The sequence below is a fragment of the Sodaliphilus sp. genome (assembly GCF_045598405.1).
GTDB lineage: Bacteria > Bacteroidota > Bacteroidia > Bacteroidales > Muribaculaceae > Sodaliphilus > Sodaliphilus limicaballi.
In genome coordinates, this window is record NZ_JAZLLZ010000037.1 from 102,907 (window position 1) to 119,933 (window position 17,027).

General features: G+C 45.8%; 16 protein-coding genes and 1 other RNA gene. 11 read left to right on the forward strand and 6 right to left on the reverse strand.

The annotated features are described in order from the left end of the window. Positions 1-65: 65 nt before the first annotated feature. Entirely contained in the window at positions 66-1,598 is a 1,533-nt protein-coding gene (locus tag ACKI3C_RS03275; protein ID WP_407402002.1) for a Do family serine endopeptidase, read from the reverse strand. Positions 1,599-1,917: 319 nt separating this feature from the next. On the opposite strand from ACKI3C_RS03275, the gene rnpB reads away from it, so the two are divergent. The 8 genes from rnpB (at position 1,918) to ACKI3C_RS03315 (ending at position 7,664) form a co-directional block, all read left to right on the forward strand. Continuing rightward, positions 1,918-2,283, forward strand: an RNA gene (rnpB, locus tag ACKI3C_RS03280) — RNase P RNA component class A. Positions 2,284-2,299: 16 nt separating this feature from the next. Continuing rightward, positions 2,300-2,677, forward strand: coding sequence for a Rid family detoxifying hydrolase (locus ACKI3C_RS03285; RefSeq protein ID WP_407402004.1), 378 nt, complete (start codon positions 2,300-2,302; stop codon positions 2,675-2,677). Positions 2,678-2,689: 12 nt separating this feature from the next. Further along, on the forward strand, positions 2,690-3,988 hold the full coding sequence (locus tag ACKI3C_RS03290; RefSeq protein WP_407402006.1) for a bifunctional folylpolyglutamate synthase/dihydrofolate synthase: 1,299 nt from the start codon (positions 2,690-2,692) through the stop codon (positions 3,986-3,988). A gap of 4 nt (positions 3,989-3,992) precedes the next feature. Further along, positions 3,993-4,559 carry a chromate transporter gene (locus ACKI3C_RS03295; RefSeq protein WP_407402008.1) on the forward strand — a complete coding sequence of 189 codons (567 nt, stop codon included), beginning with the start codon at positions 3,993-3,995 and terminating at the stop codon, positions 4,557-4,559. Next, positions 4,556-5,095 (forward strand): chromate transporter, encoded by a 540-nt coding sequence (locus ACKI3C_RS03300; protein WP_407402010.1) that lies wholly within the window; start codon positions 4,556-4,558, stop codon positions 5,093-5,095. Before ACKI3C_RS03295 ends, ACKI3C_RS03300 begins: the two co-directional genes overlap by 4 nt. A gap of 142 nt (positions 5,096-5,237) precedes the next feature. Continuing rightward, positions 5,238-5,876, forward strand: coding sequence for a LysE family translocator (locus tag ACKI3C_RS03305; protein ID WP_407402012.1), 639 nt, complete (start codon positions 5,238-5,240; stop codon positions 5,874-5,876). 19 nt (positions 5,877-5,895) lie between these two features. Further along, positions 5,896-6,540 (forward strand): carbohydrate-binding family 9-like protein, encoded by a 645-nt coding sequence (locus tag ACKI3C_RS03310; protein WP_407402014.1) that lies wholly within the window; start codon positions 5,896-5,898, stop codon positions 6,538-6,540. Further along, positions 6,537-7,664: a glycerate kinase gene (locus ACKI3C_RS03315; RefSeq protein ID WP_407402016.1), complete on the forward strand. Its 1,128-nt coding sequence runs from the start codon at positions 6,537-6,539 to the stop codon at positions 7,662-7,664. Before ACKI3C_RS03310 ends, ACKI3C_RS03315 begins: the two co-directional genes overlap by 4 nt. Here the strand turns inward: ACKI3C_RS03315 and ACKI3C_RS03320 are convergent. Next, complete coding sequence (locus ACKI3C_RS03320) at positions 7,645-8,898, reverse strand: ABC transporter permease (protein ID WP_407402018.1); 1,254 nt, start codon at positions 8,896-8,898, stop codon at positions 7,645-7,647. The genes ACKI3C_RS03315 and ACKI3C_RS03320 overlap by 20 nt on opposite strands. Positions 8,899-8,986: 88 nt before the next feature. Between ACKI3C_RS03320 and ACKI3C_RS03325 the strand changes: the two genes are divergently transcribed. Then, the gene (locus ACKI3C_RS03325; protein WP_407402020.1) at positions 8,987-9,517 is read left to right on the forward strand and encodes a hypothetical protein; all 531 of its coding nucleotides are present in this window, start codon (positions 8,987-8,989) and stop codon (positions 9,515-9,517) included. A 4-nt stretch (positions 9,518-9,521) separates the two neighbouring features. After that, on the forward strand, positions 9,522-9,974 hold the full coding sequence (gene smpB, locus ACKI3C_RS03330) for an SsrA-binding protein SmpB (protein WP_407402022.1): 453 nt from the start codon (positions 9,522-9,524) through the stop codon (positions 9,972-9,974). Between the two features lie 188 nt (positions 9,975-10,162). Here the strand turns inward: smpB and ACKI3C_RS03335 are convergent, their stop codons facing one another. From ACKI3C_RS03335 to ACKI3C_RS03345, 3 genes are all read right to left on the reverse strand, one after another. Further along, positions 10,163-12,220 carry an AAA family ATPase gene (locus ACKI3C_RS03335; RefSeq protein WP_407402024.1) on the reverse strand — a complete coding sequence of 686 codons (2,058 nt, stop codon included), beginning with the start codon at positions 12,218-12,220 and terminating at the stop codon, positions 10,163-10,165. A 150-nt stretch (positions 12,221-12,370) separates the two neighbouring features. Then, positions 12,371-13,954, reverse strand: a complete 1,584-nt coding sequence (locus tag ACKI3C_RS03340; RefSeq protein ID WP_407402026.1) for an OmpP1/FadL family transporter — start codon at positions 13,952-13,954, stop codon at positions 12,371-12,373. Between the two features lie 76 nt (positions 13,955-14,030). Further along, on the reverse strand, positions 14,031-15,197 hold the full coding sequence (locus ACKI3C_RS03345; protein ID WP_407402028.1) for a hypothetical protein: 1,167 nt from the start codon (positions 15,195-15,197) through the stop codon (positions 14,031-14,033). Between the two features lie 213 nt (positions 15,198-15,410). Between ACKI3C_RS03345 and ACKI3C_RS03350 the strand changes: the two genes are divergently transcribed. Then, positions 15,411-16,334 (forward strand): tRNA-dihydrouridine synthase, encoded by a 924-nt coding sequence (locus tag ACKI3C_RS03350; RefSeq protein WP_407402030.1) that lies wholly within the window; start codon positions 15,411-15,413, stop codon positions 16,332-16,334. Here the strand turns inward: ACKI3C_RS03350 and ACKI3C_RS03355 are convergent. Continuing rightward, complete coding sequence (locus ACKI3C_RS03355; protein WP_407402032.1) at positions 16,331-17,026, reverse strand: tRNA1(Val) (adenine(37)-N6)-methyltransferase; 696 nt, start codon at positions 17,024-17,026, stop codon at positions 16,331-16,333. The genes ACKI3C_RS03350 and ACKI3C_RS03355 overlap by 4 nt on opposite strands. Position 17,027: the final 1 nt, after the last annotated feature.

Genomic DNA, 17,027 nt, shown 5'->3' on the forward strand with positions numbered 1-17,027 from the left:
TAACGTAAAAAAGCAGAGAGAAAACTCATTGTCTTCTCCCTGCTTTTTTCATTTTATCGAGAATTTCACTCGTCGTCGATGTCGCTGAGATCTACTGCGTAATAAACTTTCTTGCCGGTGGGGTAGAGGCCTGTGATGAACATTACCTTATCACTATCGGATGAACGCATGATTTGGTTGTAGATGTTCTCCACGTCCTCGCGCGTGCTCACGGGTGCGTTGTTGATGTCGGTAATCACAAATCCGTCTTTAACGCCTGCGCGTTTGAACTTGCCAGCTTTCACGCCCACGACTTTGAGTCCCTTTGAGATGCTGAGGTCTTTCTTCTCCTGGTCAGTAAGCTCGGCAAATGCACAGCCCAGTGTGAGCATGTCACTGCTCTTGGTGATCTTGGTGCTGCCCTGGTTGTTCTTGAGTGTGACGGTAGTGGTCTTGAGCTTGTTGTCACGGTAGTAAGACACTTGGATCTTATCGCCGGGACGCAGTTTGTTCATCTGCTCCTGGAGTTCGCCGCTGTTCTTAACCGATGCCTCATTAATCTTAACAATCACGTCACCTTCCTGAAGGCCTGCTTCCTTGGCAGCGCTGAGGTCATTGACCTTAGCAACATAGATACCATCCTTGGTTGCAGTTACTTTATGCTCTTCGGCAAGGTCGGCGTCGAGTTCCTGGTACTGAATACCCAGAACTGCACGCTGTACTGTTCCATACTGCTTGATGTCGGTCACAATCTTCTTCACCGTGTTGCTGGGAACTGCAAACGAGCATCCCGAGTAGTTACCAGTCTGCGACACAATCATGGTGTTGATTCCCACGAGCTCGCCAGCGGTATTTACAAGTGCGCCTCCGCTATTGCCAGGGTTAACGGCTGCATCGTGCTGGATAAATGCCTTAATGCCGGCATTGCTCTCTGCCATACCGCGCGCCTTGGCACTGATGATGCCTGCTGTAACAGTCGAGTTGAGACCGAAGGGATTGCCCACTGCAAGTACCCATTGACCGAGTTTGATGTTATCGCTGTTGCCAAAAACGACCGGTTGGAGTCCCTTGGCCGAAATCTTGATTAGGGCGATGTCGGTATTGGGGTCGGTGCCCACGACGGTTGCATTATACTTGCTGTTGTCGTTAAGGGTTACTTCGAGTTTCTCGGCTCCGTCGATAACGTGGTTATTGGTTACGATGTAACCGTCCTCACTGATGATAACTCCCGAACCGCTGCCCTTTGCCTGGGGTTTGGAGTCTTCTTTCTTTTGTGGCTGCTGCCTGCGTTGCGAACCTCCGAAACCAGGGCCAAAGAAGAATTCAAACGGATCCCAGTCGCCTCCGCCATACATTTGCTGTCGAGGAGTTTCAAAGCTCTTGATGCTCACCACAGAGTTGACGGTCTTCTCTGCCACGACTGTGAAATCGGTTGATGCGTCGGGCATGCGGGTTGAAACTTGCACGAAGTTTTCCTCGGCTGTGGTGTTCTTCGAAGGGATGAACTTGTCAAGATTAGTGTTAACGCCATCCAAGGCGGTGGTAGCCATGAGCGTTGTTGCCGAACCTGCCATAGAAGCCAGGACGAGCATGATTGCTAATTTGCTGTTAGTTTTCATATCAATTTAATTTTTGTTTATTATCAAATATGTGTCACAATAGTTAATTAGGACTATGTGATTACAACGCCAAAAGTACAGATAATATTTTCAAAAACAATAGAAAACACTAGGTTTTTAAACTAAATTAATAGGAAAGGCGGTTGTTTTTAACTCCTTTAATAATTAACATTTGAAATTTAACATTTTAACAAATTACTGCAGTCAATAAGCGGCATATACATATTAGAGTTTCGACATAGGTCATATAGTTAGACGGTTTTTTATATAATATTAATGTAGAATAAAGTATTTTTTGTAACTTTGCACTCACAAATAGACAGTGGAATGGCTTGTCGCTCGTCACCTGGCAACGGGTATCGAGAGGAAAGTCCGGGCAACATAGAGCATCACATTTCTTAACGGGAAGCTGTGGGTGACTGCAGGGTTCAGGTGACAGAAAACAACCGCCGGCATTGCCGGTAAGGGTGAAAAGGCGGGGTAAGAGCCCACCGGGCACGATGGTGACACCGTGTGCCGCACTACCTGTGAGTTGCAAGGTCAAGTATATCGGCATTTAAGGGCTGCTCGTCCATTGCCGAGGGGTAGACTGCTATATCATGCCAGCAATGGCATGGACAGATAAATGACAGGCGGTTGCCTCACGGGGCAACTACATAACCCGGCTTATAGTTCCACTGTCTTTTTTTATTTAATTCGCTATGAAAGAGAAGATAAATGCAAAACAGGCCCCGGTTGAGATAGGTGCTTACAGCAATGCCATCAAGTGCGGAAACATCATCTTCGTGTCAGGACAAATGCCGGTGAACCCCGACAATGGCGTGGTACCATTGACCATACAAGAACAAACCAAGCAAGTGATCGACAACGTGCGCAACATCCTCTCGGATGCCGGTGCCACGCTCGACAACGTCGTGAAGACCACGGTTTACTTGCAAGAGATGTATCTGTTCAGCCAGATGAACGACGTGTATGCAGCCGAGTTCAGCGAACCTTATCCAGCGCGCACGTCGGTCGCAGTGAAGGAAATGGCCAAAGGGGCTCTCGTGTCGCTTGACGTGATAGCCGTGTTAGATTGATAGGGGAGCGGTATGAAAACCTACGACGAGGCGATTGACTACCTGTTCAACCAGCGTCCCGCATTCGAACGGCAAGGTGCTGGTGGCTACAAGCCGGGGTTGCAAACCACTATCGCATTAGACAATGCTTACGGTAATCCACATCGCAAATACAAGACCATACACGTGGCTGGCACTAATGGCAAAGGATCGGTGTCACACCTTCTAACCGCCGTGCTTCAGTCGCAAGGTTACAAAGTGGGCCTTTACACTTCACCGCATTTCGTGGATTTTGCCGAACGAATAAAGGTGAATGGCAAACCGATACCTCTCAACAGGGTAGTGGAATTTGTCAATGACTGCCAGCAGCAAGAAAACGATTTGAACCCTTCGTTCTTTGAACTCACCACCATACTGGCTTTCAAGTATTTTGCAGAGTGTGATGTTGACTTTGCAGTAATCGAAGTGGGGCTAGGAGGAAGGCTCGACAGCACAAATATAATCACTCCCATTATGAGCGTGATTACCAATATCTCGCTTGACCATACAGATTTCTTGGGCGACACTGTTGCTGATATTGCACGAGAGAAAGCCGGAATAATGAAGGCAGGAGTGCCGGTAGTGATAGGCGAGGCCCATGACGAGCTGCGCACCGTGTTTGCCGACTGCGCGAGAACCGTGGGAGCACAGGTGCGTTTTGCCCAAGACCACGATGAGATCGAAGATGTGAAGCCTGGGGCCTTGTCAATGGAACTGACCACGCGCTCGCATGGGGTGATTTCATGCCAGTTGACAGGAACCTATCAGGCAAAGAATGCCCTGACCACACTCACCGCAATCAACGTCCTCAAAGAAATAGGAGTTAAAATAGACGATAGCGCCGTGAAACAAGGGTTTGCCACAGTATGCACTCTCACGTCGTTTAGGGGCAGGTGGACAGTTGTCAATGACACCCCGCTTGTGGTGTGCGACTCGGGGCACAATGTGGCAGGTTTGTCGTGCGCAATGGCCCAGCTCAACACTCTCAAGTGCGAGCAACTACACATCGTCATTGGGTTTATGGCCGATAAAGATGTGGAAAGCGTCCTGGAATTATTGCCCACAGGTGCTCGTTATTATTTCACGCAAGCGTCAACACCGCGAGCCATGGGCAGCGAAAAACTAGCCGAGATGTGCCAGCGACGCGGATTGCTCGGAGATTGTTTTAACAACGTTGCTATCGCCTATGAGACAGCTATTAACAACGCTAAACCTAAAGATGTTGTTTATGTAGGAGGCAGCATGTATGTGCTAGCCGAAATGTTTGCTCACATTGATGCTAAACACGATTAAGGCCATGTATCTGAAACTATTTTTTTCCTTTTTCAAAATAGGGTTGTTCACCTTCGGCGGCGGATGGGCTATGATATCGATAATCCAACGCGAGATAGTTGATAAATACAAATGGATCAGCCCCGAGGATTTCCTCGACCTACTTGCCATGGCCCAGGCGATGCCTGGCATACTTGCGGTGAACATAGCCACAGTGATAGGCGACCATTTGCGAGGATTGAAAGGCAGCATTGTCGCGGCGCTAGGCACTATCTTACCGTCATTCTGCATCATACTGTTCATTGCTATGTTCCTGACTCCCGACACCATCAAGAACAACGAGATTATAAGCAAAGTTTTCAAGGGCATCAGGCCGGCCGTTGTCGCATTGATAATTGTGCCCGTTATAACTACCGCGCGCAGTTCTGGCATCACATGGAAGACGGTAATTATCCCTGCTACGGTTGCTGTATTAATATATTCAAGCCTGCCAGTCGTGTCCAATCCCATCCTGTATATAGTCATGGGAGCAGTGGCGGGTGTGATTATTAATTCACGCTCCAAACTCAAAGGAAAGGAGGACGGCAAATGAACGTGTATATCAAATTGATCTGGGCTTATCTGAAGATAGGTCTGTTCGGTTTCGGCGGCGGGTATGCGATGCTGTCGCTTATCCAGAGCGAGGTGGTAAATTCGGGATGGATAAGCAACCAAATGTTTACCGACATCGTCGCGATTTCCCAGATGACGCCAGGCCCCATAGGAATTAATAGCGCGACCTACATTGGCTATGTGATCACAGGAAGCGTGTGGGGGTCAATTGTGGCGACTATCACTGTTGTGCTTCCTCCGTTTGTGCTAGTGTTGCTGTCTAGCCATTATATTTCCCAACACAAAGACAGCGCGCTGATAAAGGGTGCTTTGACAGGGCTGCGGCCTGTGGTAGTGGGTCTTATAGCCTCGGCAGCTTTGTTGCTGATGAATAGCGAGAACTTCGGTGTTGAGACGATGGAAAGGATTGCGTCGATACTCATCTGTCTAGCATCTTTCTGCGTCGTGTATTTCACTCGCATTCACCCCATTTGGGTTATTGTGTGCGCAGGCATAACCGGGTATTTCGTTTTTTGATATTTGGGAAAAACGCTTGACTTTCACTTTTGAATAGACACTCTCGCGAGCCCTTGCGAAGAAAAAACATTAATTGTTGTCAAAACATTTTATTATTCACGCAAAATTTTGTAATTTTGTATGATATTTTGAAATTAGAATTTTGGAACAACTTATATCAATAATAATCGGGTGCATTTCGATTGGAGTCATACTCTCGGCTCCGATGGGGCCTATTGGGATTTTGTGCGTTCAGCGTACACTCAATAAAGGTCGCAGCTCTGGTTTATATACTGGTATAGGTGCCGCTGTTTCCGATATATTTTACTGCCTGCTGGGTGGACTGGGAATCTCGGTAGTGACGCAATTTATCGAAACAAACTCCAAGGTACTGCAGATTGTGGGAAGCGTGATTCTGGTCATATATGCCTTATACATGATCATACACAATCCAGTGAATCGCGTGAAAGATTCAGAGGTGAACGTCAATCCCACTCGTGACATGATCACAGGATTCCTGTTCACGGTATCAAATCCCCTCATCCTGTTCTTGATATTTCCGCTATTCGCACGCTTCTCCTTCCCTAGCAGCGACATACCATTCTACGGTATAATAATCGGTTACGTGTTTATTGCGCTGGGCGCTATGCTGTGGTGGGCGGTTATCACTTATGCCGTCGATAAGGTGCGCTCACAGTTCAATATCAAGAGCATGATAAAGATTAATCGTGTGATGGGCTCGATATTGCTAGCCATGTCGCTCTATGGCATTGCTAATGCGGCAGGACTCATAACCTTTTAACCCTACAAAATCGTAGAGAATGAAATCTCTAGTTGTTTCACGCATTGAGGAATTGAAAGAGTTGTCAATCTCCGCTATTGACAACAAGTTGACAAATTTGCAGCAACATAGCATCGGCTGCGTGAACTGGCCCGAAATCCACTCTTACTCTCCACTCACGTCATTTTCAATAGCCCACGACTCGCAGCACATCTACGTGCGGTTTAATGTGTGCGGTGAGGACCTCAAGGCTGTGAATCACGCAAATCTGAGCCCCGTGGCCCAGGACAGTTGTGTAGAATTCTTCCTGCAAGTACCCGGAAGCCCCGAGTACTGGAACTTTGAGTTCAACTGCATAGGTACGGTTAACGCTAGCCATCGCGTCGCCAGACCGGATGCTGTGAGGCTAAACGACGAACAAATCGCATCAATCAAGCGTTTCCCATCGTGTGGATTTAATCCTTTTGACGAGAAACACGGCATTCACACATGGTCATTGACAATAGCCATACCTATGGACCTTATAGGCGTGAGTCCAGACGCTTTTCCCGAATATATAATGGCCAATTTCTATAAGTGCGCCGACAAGACAAGTCATCCTCATTATGTGTCGTGGAGCCCCATAAAAACAGAGAAGCCTAATTTCCACTGTCCGCAATTTTTCGGCAAACTCATATTAGAATGAAAATAGTCGTTGCGATGGACTCATTCAAGGGGTGCATGTCGTCGAAAGAGGCATGCAGTGCTGTGAGCAATGCCCTGAAAGCAACGGTTCCTTCGTGCGAATGTCTAGCGATGCCGGTGAGCGACGGGGGAGAGGGTTTTATCTCCTGTTTTGAGCACAGCACTACCGAGACAATCGAAGTAAATGGTCCATTCCTGAACACTACAACCAACGCAACAATCGCATTTATTGATAATGGCGACACCGCAATTATCGAGTCGGCACAAGCTTGTGGGTTAACCTTAATATCCCCAGACAAACGCAACTTGCTCCGCTCAACCACTCATGGAGTGGGGGATATGATAAAGTATTGCTATGAAAAGGGATGCAAGAGAGCAATAATTGGGCTCGGCGGCACTGCTACCCACGACGCCGGGACTGGCATGCTCGAAGCTCTGGGGGTGAGGTTTCTTGACGCCGCTGGCTGCAAAGTGACTGCTTGTGGCGAAAACATCGGTAAAATAGCCCGAATTGAGTCATCGCCATTGCTAGACATCATCAGCCATAGCATGGATGTGATTATTGCAAGCGACGTTAGCAACCCGCTATGCGGACTGTCGGGGGCTGCAATGGTTTACGGGCAGCAGAAAGGCGCTACACGCGAGATTGCTTTGTCGCTCGACGAGGCAACCCGCAGGTTCAGCAATGTCGTGGCAAACACTTTATGGACCGATCATTCGTGTACGCCCGGCGCAGGTGCCGCTGGCGGGCTGGGGTTTGCTTTCCTCGCGTTTTTCAAATGCGCTTTCAGAGCTGGCGCTGACATCATTCTCGAGGCTAACCGATTTGACGACACAATCAAAGGCGCAAGCATGATAATCACAGGGGAGGGGAGAAGCGATGAACAGACCTTAATGGGCAAAATCCCCTGTGCTATATTGACGCGCGCCCGCAGGCATGGGATTCCCGCAGTTCTGCTCTCTGGCGGCATGAGTTGCCCCAAGAAATTCCTTGAAGCGGGGTTTATTTATGCAGCAGCAATAACCCCTGCGGAGATGCTGCTTAATGACGCAATAAAACCCGCAACAGCCAAGCGAAACATGCAAGATGCAGTGGCAACGCTTGTCAATCAAACCTCATTGTAGCAGTAGGCTTGATCGTTGAGATGATGTAACTGGGACCTACCAGCGTCACGTAAGAAGCCACTATAACTGCAACATTTAGAATGACTATCGACCACACATCCAAGCTAATGGGCACATAAGGCATGTAATAAACCTCGGCATTGAGTTTTATCACATGGAAATACTGTTGTATAAGCGCAAGCCCCAGCCCTATTACGTCACCTATGACCAGCGCCTTGAATATGATTTTTTGGGTTAGCAAAATAAATATGCGACGTATCGAACCATTGGTGCATCCCAAGGCTTTGAGCGTGCCTATCATCTTGATGCGTTCAAGGATGATCATGAGAAGTGCCGAGATCAAGGTAAAACCCGAGACTATCATCATCAACACCAATATGATAACAACATTCATGTCAAGCATAGATAGCCAGGAGAAAAATGACACATTATTATTAAATGTGTTAGACACATTGTGCAGAGTATTACCTTCCTTATTATAACAATCCTGTGCCAATGTAGAGAATAGGGTATAGGCATCAGTACCCGCCTTGCCAACGTCTTTCAGGTTAATCCCCACATAGTTACCTATATCGCCATGCCACCCGTTGACATTCTGCAACAATGCTATGTTACCCAATATAATAGACTTGTCAAACTCCTCAAAGTCAGTGCTGTAAATGCCCACAATGCAAGAATTTCTCACCTTGACGTCATTATCAATAAAATAGGTGAGCACCTTATCCCCGTTTTTGAGATTCAACGAGTTAGCAACTACTTGCGAGATAATGATTTCTGACACGTTGGCACTATCGGCAAGACAAGGCACACGTCCCTCAACGATGCGAGACTCCAGGTAGGTCCAGTCAAACCGATTGTCAACGCCTCGATATTGTACCCCCATGAAGTTATCATCGGTTTTCAGTATAGCAGGTTTTTCGGCAATGAGGCTGATAGAGTGTATCTTGTTCGAGAAATCGCCATCGGCAACAATGGCCTCGCATATGTCTCGCCCGTTGACCGTGCTGTAGTTTTCATCCAGGCCGAGAGCAGCGTTTGTCACACGCAGGTGAGGATCCAGTTGGAAAATCTTGCCGGTTATCTCGTTTTTAAACCCCATGACAATAGCCAGCGAGAGAATCATCACAACCACTGCCAATATGATGCCCAGCAAAGCGATATTCATGCCAGGGCTTCCGGCATCGGACGATTTGTTCAACTTTAGTCTGCTAGCTATGAAAAGTTCAAAATTCATTATTCAATCTTTTTTTTACAAAAGTACTCAAAAAATAGGTATCAATGTAAATAAATTTAGTAATTTTGCATTTCAAAATAGATTTTCCATGAATTTGCTTAAAATAATAATGCTTGTAGTGGTGTCTCCACGCATCGGGTGGGACGAAGTGAATCGCTCAAGTGTCAAGACCAGCGACATCTTGTCTAAAGCATTCTTTCCAATGCTCATATTCCTGGCTTTGACTGCGTTTGCGCCGCTAATTTATGACGCAAACTTGACCTTTGTGTCAGCAATTATCAGCTCTATCTTTCATTTCTCGGCCTATTTCTTGTCTTACTACTTGGTGAGTTATTTACTTGGAGGTTTTTACCCCGAACTCGTGAAGACCAAAGCTGGTAAGGAACGAGTGAACGATTTCATTTTGTTCAACTTGATATATCTCATGTTTTTGAGCATCATCGAAAACCTGTTGCCCATTGACTTCACGCCCGGATTATTCATGATGCTTTATGTCATCTGGCTGGTCAACGTGGGTGCACCTTATTTGGGCATAAAAGAAGAGAAGAAAAACAAGTTTGTGTTTATTGCATCAGCCATGTTGCTGGTTGCCCCAATCTTTTTACACCTGATACATTAAAACTATGGCATCATCAAATATAAATATAAAAAACCGTAAAGCGTCATTCGACTATGAAATAATAGAGACAATGACTGCCGGCATTGTGTTAACTGGTACAGAAATCAAGTCATTAAGACAAGGTAAAGCCGGACTTACCGATACATACTGCCTGAAACAGAACAACGAACTATGGGTAAAAAACATGTATATTGCCGAGTATTCCTATGGTTCCTACAACAACCACACCACACACCGCGATCGCAAATTGCTTCTCAACCGCAAAGAACTAGTGAAGGTCTTTAAGAGCGTTGAGCAACCCGGATATTCGATTGTGCCGTTGCGCGTATTTATAAACGAACGAGGGCTTGCCAAAATGGTGATTGCGATTGCCAAAGGTAAAAAAGTTTATGACAAACGACAAGCAATAAAAGAACGCGAAGATAAACGAAATATTGATAGAATGTTTAAACGCTAAAACAATCATTTCGTCAACACTAACAAACGGGAGATTCCTATGCAGAGTCTTCCGTGTTTTATTATAATCAAATTCCCCGCAAGTCTATTTAACATAATATTGGTTATGATTCTAAATTCAAACATATATATAAGCCCCTGTGCCCGACGGTTTTCCGTCGGGAAGTATTTCCTGCAAGTCAATTAAGTTCACAGTTTCCGTTTCTTCGTTTTAGATTTTTTCCCTTCCAGATTTGCTGCTTGTTGCAGTTTTTGAGCAGTATTGCGATGCTTGGTTGACAAATCATCCAGATCGAGATTATCATATATCTCGGCAAGTGCGTAATGCGGTTCCCATTTTTTTTTGTCGGCCTTGATTGCTCTTTTAAAACTTTTTATTGCCGACGAGATTTTCTTTTGTTCCCTGTAAAGACTCGCCAAACCTAGATGAGCCTCATAGCAGTCACAATTAATTTCAAGGGCTTTCTTGAATTCTTCTTCGGCAGTATCCTGCTCATCTATAAGAACATACAGCTTGGCTTTTCCGGCATGAGCCTCGTAAAAGTCTGGACATATGCGTAATGCTTTATTGAAATTGGCAAAAGCCGACTTAATTGCAATCTCATCGAGAGGTTTATTAGAATCGACAGCGTATGTAATTGAGTGACTTCCCATTAACGTATATTCTTGAGCAAGGTCGTGCAGTGTTCCGTCCTTTTCGTTAATGACTTTTTTTAACTCGGCGACTGTGTTGTTCAGTTTATTGAACTGCATCAGTTTCCTGGCTATCAGCCGTTGAACAGCAGGATTGTGTATGGAGGGCTTTATCTCGCTTGCTTTCAAGAAGCAGTCTATCGCGTCCTGAAATTCAAAGTGGTCAAAGGCATGGGCTGCGCGACGATACAGCACATTGGCCTCTTCTTGCTTCAATGCACCATTCACAAGGTTCTGGTTGTTGAATTGCTGACTGAAAAGTACAACCGCCATATTAACGATTATATCCCTCTCCGAAAGCGGTTTAAGCAACGTAATTCCCTCGATAGCCGTACACCTTGACAATGCTACATAGGTTTGGCCACTAGAAAACGCTCCTCCCGAGAAATCAATGGTGATGTTGTTGAAAGTAAGTCCCTGGCTCTTGTGCACGGTTAATGCCCATGCAGGTTTAATGGGATATTGCTGGAATGAACCGAGTATTTTCTCGACTACAATATTTTTCTTCTCGTCGAAAGAATACTGCATGTTTTCCCATACTTCTTCCTCAACCTGATGCACTACCCCATCTTCAAGTTCTACTTTAACAGCCCCTTCAAGTGACGAGATTTTACCGATTGTGCCGTTGACCCATCGGTTGTCCTTGTCGTTTCTTATAAAGATCACTTGTGCACCCACCTTCAGTTGCAGATCCTTTGCCGTGGGCAAATCATTCTCAGGGAAATCGCCGTCAATAACACCTGTAAACGTGAATTCTGGAGTCTTGAGAGCCGCCATGTGCTCGTCATTAATGGAATCTACCGTGTCACGTCTAGTTGCTATTGTCATAGCAAACTCACCGGTTTGCTGCGCGCCGCAACGGCTATTTAGCATCGCCATGTCGGCAGCGCTGGTGTGCCCCACCCTAACCCTGTCTAGCAACGATATGAATCCGGCATCATTTTGGCGATACACCTTGCGCAGTTCAATGGGCACCAAACCTAAATCAGCAAACACACGAGCGTTGAAAAAGAAAAACTGCTTGTAAAATCGACCAAGTATCTCCCGCATGTCGCGAGTGACGACGGGTTCAAGTTGGAATATGTCGCCCACAAACAACAGCTGTTTGCCACCAAATGGCTCACGCATGTTGCCTGAATAGATTTTCAATATCTTGTCAATAAAGTCGATTATATCGGCCCGCACCATCGAAATCTCATCGATGATAATCAGTTCAAGACTTTTTAGCAAGTTCACCTTATCCTTGGGATAACGTTGCGTTTTCCTGATTTGGCGAGGAGCAAAATCAGGGTCATCGGGCAAAAGCGGCTTGAAAGGAATCTTGAAAAAGGAATGTAACGTCTGCCCACCCACGTTCACGGCGGCAATGCCAGTGGGTGCAAGCACAACATATTTCTTGGACGTGTTGGCACATATATACTTGAGGAATGTGCTTTTACCTGTTCCGGCCTTGCCGGTGAGGAAAACGCTTTGGCGTGTGTGCTGCACCAGGTTCCACACATTCTGGAACTCGGCATTGTTCAGGTCTAAATTTTCGGGCAGGTCGATATTCATTATTTTCTTTTTATTTTGTGTAAAGTTACTACAAATTAGCGAGAATAGGAAATAAAAATGCGCCAAAGTAACAACTCGTTATAGCAAAACAATGGCAACTATCTCTTAATGAAATAATTGCCATCGTTATTATGATAAGAGTATGTAATATCAGAAACGGAATCCTATTGATGCCTGGATGCGGTGGTTGCTATCCTTAACCTCAGCACCGACAGTGGGCAGGTCAACGATGCCAGAGAATGCATGATAATTGCTCTTGCGCTGCTGGTTCACATAGGCAAGGTCACAGTAGAAGCTGCCCTGGTGATAACCCAAACCTGCTGTGATGTGCTGGTTGCTGGTGTCGTATGAGTAAGAGGGATCGGTACCTGCTACTTCCACCCCAACCTTATCGTTCTTCACATCATCACTAGTGGTTGATGTCTGATAAGAGTAACCAGCACGCAGGCTGAAGTTGGGTGTAACACGATATTCAGCACCCAGTCTCAGAGTGTGCGAGGGTTGCATGTAGTTCTTGATTTCGTAGGTCGCGTCAGCAAATTCACGTCCACTATCATCGCAGATGCGCATTGCATCATTACCAGTGTATTCATAGTCGGCACTTATGATACCCTTACCTCCTACAACTGCTGCAACGCTTCCAATTAGTTTCCACGGGGTTTTTATGTCGTAATAAACAACATTCTCCGGATAACGTTCTTCTACAACATAAGATTTTTTTACCTCATCTCCATAGTATTCTGCGCTGATATTACCGCTATATACATCTTTCATGTTATAGAATGTGGGAGTGTGCACAGCAAGACCAAAACGAAGTTCGTTCACGGGTTTAAAAATTACACCTAGCTTGCCATTTAATCCTGTTCCCACAGTGCGTGATGAGTTAACGATGCCAAATGCAGTATTACCATTAACGAGCTTTGCCGATGACATGTCGGCACGATCATAGACAACTGTGTTCATGAGTACTTCACCATAATATTTGTAACTCTCATACAGTAGTTCGGTGAATCCCATTGAAACTCCCCAATAAAATTTGTTGTAGATGTTGCCGCCAAATGAGAGGTTATATTCGTCGGTGTGTCCCCATTCCTCTACTTCAAACTCATTGCTGCCGTAAACGCCATCATAACCAAGACCAGCAAATTTTTTGCCACTAGCATCAGAGAGATTAACTAGATAAGTCTGATAAGCCGCGATTTGGTCCCAGCGTGCATTCCCATTATAATAAGGGTTAAAGCCTGAGCGTTGATACAGGTCGTTTGTTGTAATACCATCTTGCATCATCTTTTCAGCAATGTAGTTAGTTACCGAAGTAGGGATGTTTTCCATTGCACCTGTATAATGACGACGGAAAGAATTAACTCGGTTATAACTGATACCGAAGTTGACGTTGGGCATCACATCGCTTTTGAGTTTGATTGCTCCCACATAACCGGCATTCGACAGCAGGAACTGGTTGTTGGTGCACTTCTGGCCAGTAGCAGTGCTTGAATTGAGATCTAAGCTAGCGGTAACATTGACGTCCGAGCTGCGGTAAACGCCTATACCTGCAGGGTTCTGGCCCAGCACAGAGATGTCGCCGCCCAAGGCACCAAATGCTCCACCCATTGAAATGAAACGCGACGTACCGCGCAACTGTGTCTGAGAATATTTCAAAGCATCAAATGCATATTGTGCATTAACTGCAAGAGGCAATGCCATAATTGCTAATGCTATAGTTATTTTTTTCATAATATATTGAAATTATCGATTATTTTTTTATAACGAGGATGTACTCAAGCACATCCTCGTTAAATTGTGACTTGGTTTAGTGTCGACGACCTCCTCCGCCGCCACCTCCGTGACTGCCACCACCGCTGAATCCACCGCCGCCGCGGCTACCGCCACCGCTGAATCCGCCGCCTCCGCGAGATCCGCCGCCGTAACTGCCGCGAGATCCAGAATCGTAACTACGTGAAGGTGTGTAAGAGCGGCTCTCCGATGAACGAGAGGGTGTGCGAGAATCCATATGCGAATCAGAGCGTGTTACTGAACGCTGTGTGGGTGACACGCTGCGTGTAGCGATGTCGCGAGTAGACCGATTGGTGCCCAAGTTTCCGATTGAAGAAGCCGGACGACGTCCATTGTTCATTCCTCCATCTACGTTGGGACGCACGCGTCCGTTGGTCATTCCGCCAGGAGTGCGGTTGCCAGTGCGGTTGTTTCCTCCAAAAACGCCGCGGCGAGAATCGTTTCCGCCATAAGTGTTTCTGCCGATTGTTGAAGGACGGCGAGCGGGAGTGTTGTAACCATAGTAGTGATGTCCTGGACGATCCCAGCGGTTGTAGCGATCGTGATGCCAGCTCCATCCGCCATGGTGCCAATACCAAGGATCGTGATGCCAGCTCCAACCTCCGTGGTGCCAATACCATGGGTCGCAATGCCAGCCCCAATACCATGAAGAATGGCGCCATCCCCAATTATATCCCCAGCCCCAATAAGGACGATACCAAGGATCGTAATAGAAAGGATCATTCCAGCTGTACCAAGTTGTGTTCCACACAGCTACAGGATTGGCAACAATCAAGTTGATTTGAGGAGTTGTCTCAAAGTATAACTCAAGAAGATCGGAATCGTTGCTCTTAACAACGATATCGGGGTTGTAAAAACGTTCTATCTTCTGTGTGTTGGCAAATGTTGAATTGTCAATTTCCCCATTAACGGTAGTGTCGTTAACTTGCTCATAAGAAGATTCAAATTCTCTTCCACGACGGTTGTAAGCATCGACATCCCAATCACCATTATTGTAAGAAGCGCTAGCGCTTGATGAATAACTAACGGTTGCAGGGGTTGAAGAAGTGACAATCTTTGCCTTTACCACAGGCTTCTTTGATTTCGATGAGTCATAGTAAATGTCATCATAATCTTGAGCCTGAACCATGGCGCTTGCCCCTATCGCAAGCACGCCAAACAATGCAAAAACTCTGTACATCATAACCTGATATTTTTAAATTTATATTCAATTTATTTGTACTTTTAGACTGCACTTGCAGTGAAAAGTTTAATCGGTTTGCAATTTAGTGATATATTTTTACATAATTCACTCTTTTTCTCAAAAAAATTGCAAAAAAGGCAGTTTTTTAACAGATTAATGCCATTTGTCTCATAAAAACAGAGCGATATGGAATAATATTACTAAATTTGTATCATGATTGAAGGCATAAAGATTTACAGCGCACCATTGCAAGGATATACTGATCACATCTGGCGTAATGCCCATGCCAAACACTTCGGCGGCGTGGACGTTTATTGTGCTCCGTTTGCACGAGTTGAGCATGGAGAAATCAAGTCGCGCGACATCAGAGACATCGCACAAGAGAACAACAAGGTAGAATGCATGCGCCCGCAAATCCTCGCATGCGCCCCTGATGACGCATTGATGCTTGCAAACAAGATAAAGGAATCAGGATACACAATCATTGACATTAACCTGGGCTGCCCTCACCCACCCATCGCTCTTAAACACAAAGGATCAGGAATGTTGAAATACCCAATCGAAGTGGCACAGATGCTGGAAAAGCTGGCTACTATTGAGGGAATCGAGTACACAGTGAAAATGAGATTGGGGTGGGACGACTGCAACCAATGGAAAGAAGTGCTTGATTGCTTTGATATAATCAAACCGAAACATGTCGCAGTGCACCCGCGCATAGGCAAGCAGCAGTATAAAGGAGAACTGCTAATGGACGGTTTCACCGAGTTTTATCACTCATGCCACTGCCCTATCATATATAATGGTGAGATCTTGTCGGCCGAGCATATCATGCAAATAAAGAGCCTGTTCCCATGTATCGAAGGCGTCATGGTGGGACGCGGGTTAGTAGCAACTCCTTTCATGCTGTCAACGGAGCAAAGGGGTAACTTAATGAAATTCCATGCCGAATTGTTAGGGCAATATTCGATTCATCTCTCTGGAGGTGACATGCAGATACTTAACAAGATGAAATCTCTCTGGACTATGTTTCTCCCCCAAGCAAATCACAAACTGCGAAAAGCGATATCAAAAAGCAGAAATCTAGACCAGTATGTGCATGCTTCAACCGAGGCAATAAAGAGTGTAATAGATACTTAAAATTCCAAATAGAAATCCTTGCACAATTCGCGATATTCTTCGGTAAATTCGTTCTTGTGGTTCCTGATTACAATACTAGATTGTGTAGTTGTAACGCTAACCGACATAATCTCCCATAAGATTCTTTTTGCAGGTTTCCCGTCAATAGGAAATACTTTAACCATTTTACTAACATACAGTTTGTTATCACCGCAAGCCTCAAGTATTACATCAGCACAATCGGCAGGCGAAACAATCGCAATTTTTCCCGAATCAGCAAGCAACGATTTTGATTTAGCGAGCAACTGGTCGTAGGTAAGCGTCACCGTGTGCCTTGCGTTCATGCGAGATGTAGCAGGAGGCAGAACCCCGTTATTGAAAAACGGAGGATTTGAAACGATGATATCGTATTTTTTCGCCAACTGGAACGTGACATAATCACCCTCTATGGCACGTAATCTTTCGCCCCACTGGCAGTTTTCAAAGTTGGACGATGCCTGGACTACGCTGTCGTGGTCTATGTCGATAGCGTCAACATCCAGCGCGAGGTTACGCTGTGCCATCATCAAGGCTATCAGTCCGCTGCCCGTGCCCACGTCAAGCGCACGTTTCGCACCTTGTATATCACACCAAGCACCCAGCAAAACACCATCGGTCCCCACTTTCATTGAGGACCGATCATGTTCTACATCGAATTGCTTGAATCTAAACATA

Coding starts and splice junctions, on each gene's coding strand:
- ACKI3C_RS03275 (WP_407402002.1), bottom strand. CDS start 1,598: ATGAAAACTAACAGCAAATTAGCAATCATGCTCGTCCTGGCTTCTATG.
- ACKI3C_RS03285 (WP_407402004.1), top strand. CDS start 2,300: ATGAAAGAGAAGATAAATGCAAAACAGGCCCCGGTTGAGATAGGTGCT.
- ACKI3C_RS03290 (WP_407402006.1), top strand. CDS start 2,690: ATGAAAACCTACGACGAGGCGATTGACTACCTGTTCAACCAGCGTCCC.
- ACKI3C_RS03295 (WP_407402008.1), top strand. CDS start 3,993: ATGTATCTGAAACTATTTTTTTCCTTTTTCAAAATAGGGTTGTTCACC.
- ACKI3C_RS03300 (WP_407402010.1), top strand. CDS start 4,556: ATGAACGTGTATATCAAATTGATCTGGGCTTATCTGAAGATAGGTCTG.
- ACKI3C_RS03310 (WP_407402014.1), top strand. CDS start 5,896: ATGAAATCTCTAGTTGTTTCACGCATTGAGGAATTGAAAGAGTTGTCA.
- ACKI3C_RS03315 (WP_407402016.1), top strand. CDS start 6,537: ATGAAAATAGTCGTTGCGATGGACTCATTCAAGGGGTGCATGTCGTCG.
- ACKI3C_RS03320 (WP_407402018.1), bottom strand. CDS start 8,898: ATGAATTTTGAACTTTTCATAGCTAGCAGACTAAAGTTGAACAAATCG.
- ACKI3C_RS03325 (WP_407402020.1), top strand. CDS start 8,987: ATGAATTTGCTTAAAATAATAATGCTTGTAGTGGTGTCTCCACGCATC.
- smpB (WP_407402022.1), top strand. CDS start 9,522: ATGGCATCATCAAATATAAATATAAAAAACCGTAAAGCGTCATTCGAC.
- ACKI3C_RS03335 (WP_407402024.1), bottom strand. CDS start 12,220: ATGAATATCGACCTGCCCGAAAATTTAGACCTGAACAATGCCGAGTTC.
- ACKI3C_RS03340 (WP_407402026.1), bottom strand. CDS start 13,954: ATGAAAAAAATAACTATAGCATTAGCAATTATGGCATTGCCTCTTGCA.
- ACKI3C_RS03345 (WP_407402028.1), bottom strand. CDS start 15,197: ATGATGTACAGAGTTTTTGCATTGTTTGGCGTGCTTGCGATAGGGGCA.
- ACKI3C_RS03350 (WP_407402030.1), top strand. CDS start 15,411: ATGATTGAAGGCATAAAGATTTACAGCGCACCATTGCAAGGATATACT.
- ACKI3C_RS03355 (WP_407402032.1), bottom strand. CDS start 17,026: ATGTTTAGATTCAAGCAATTCGATGTAGAACATGATCGGTCCTCAATG.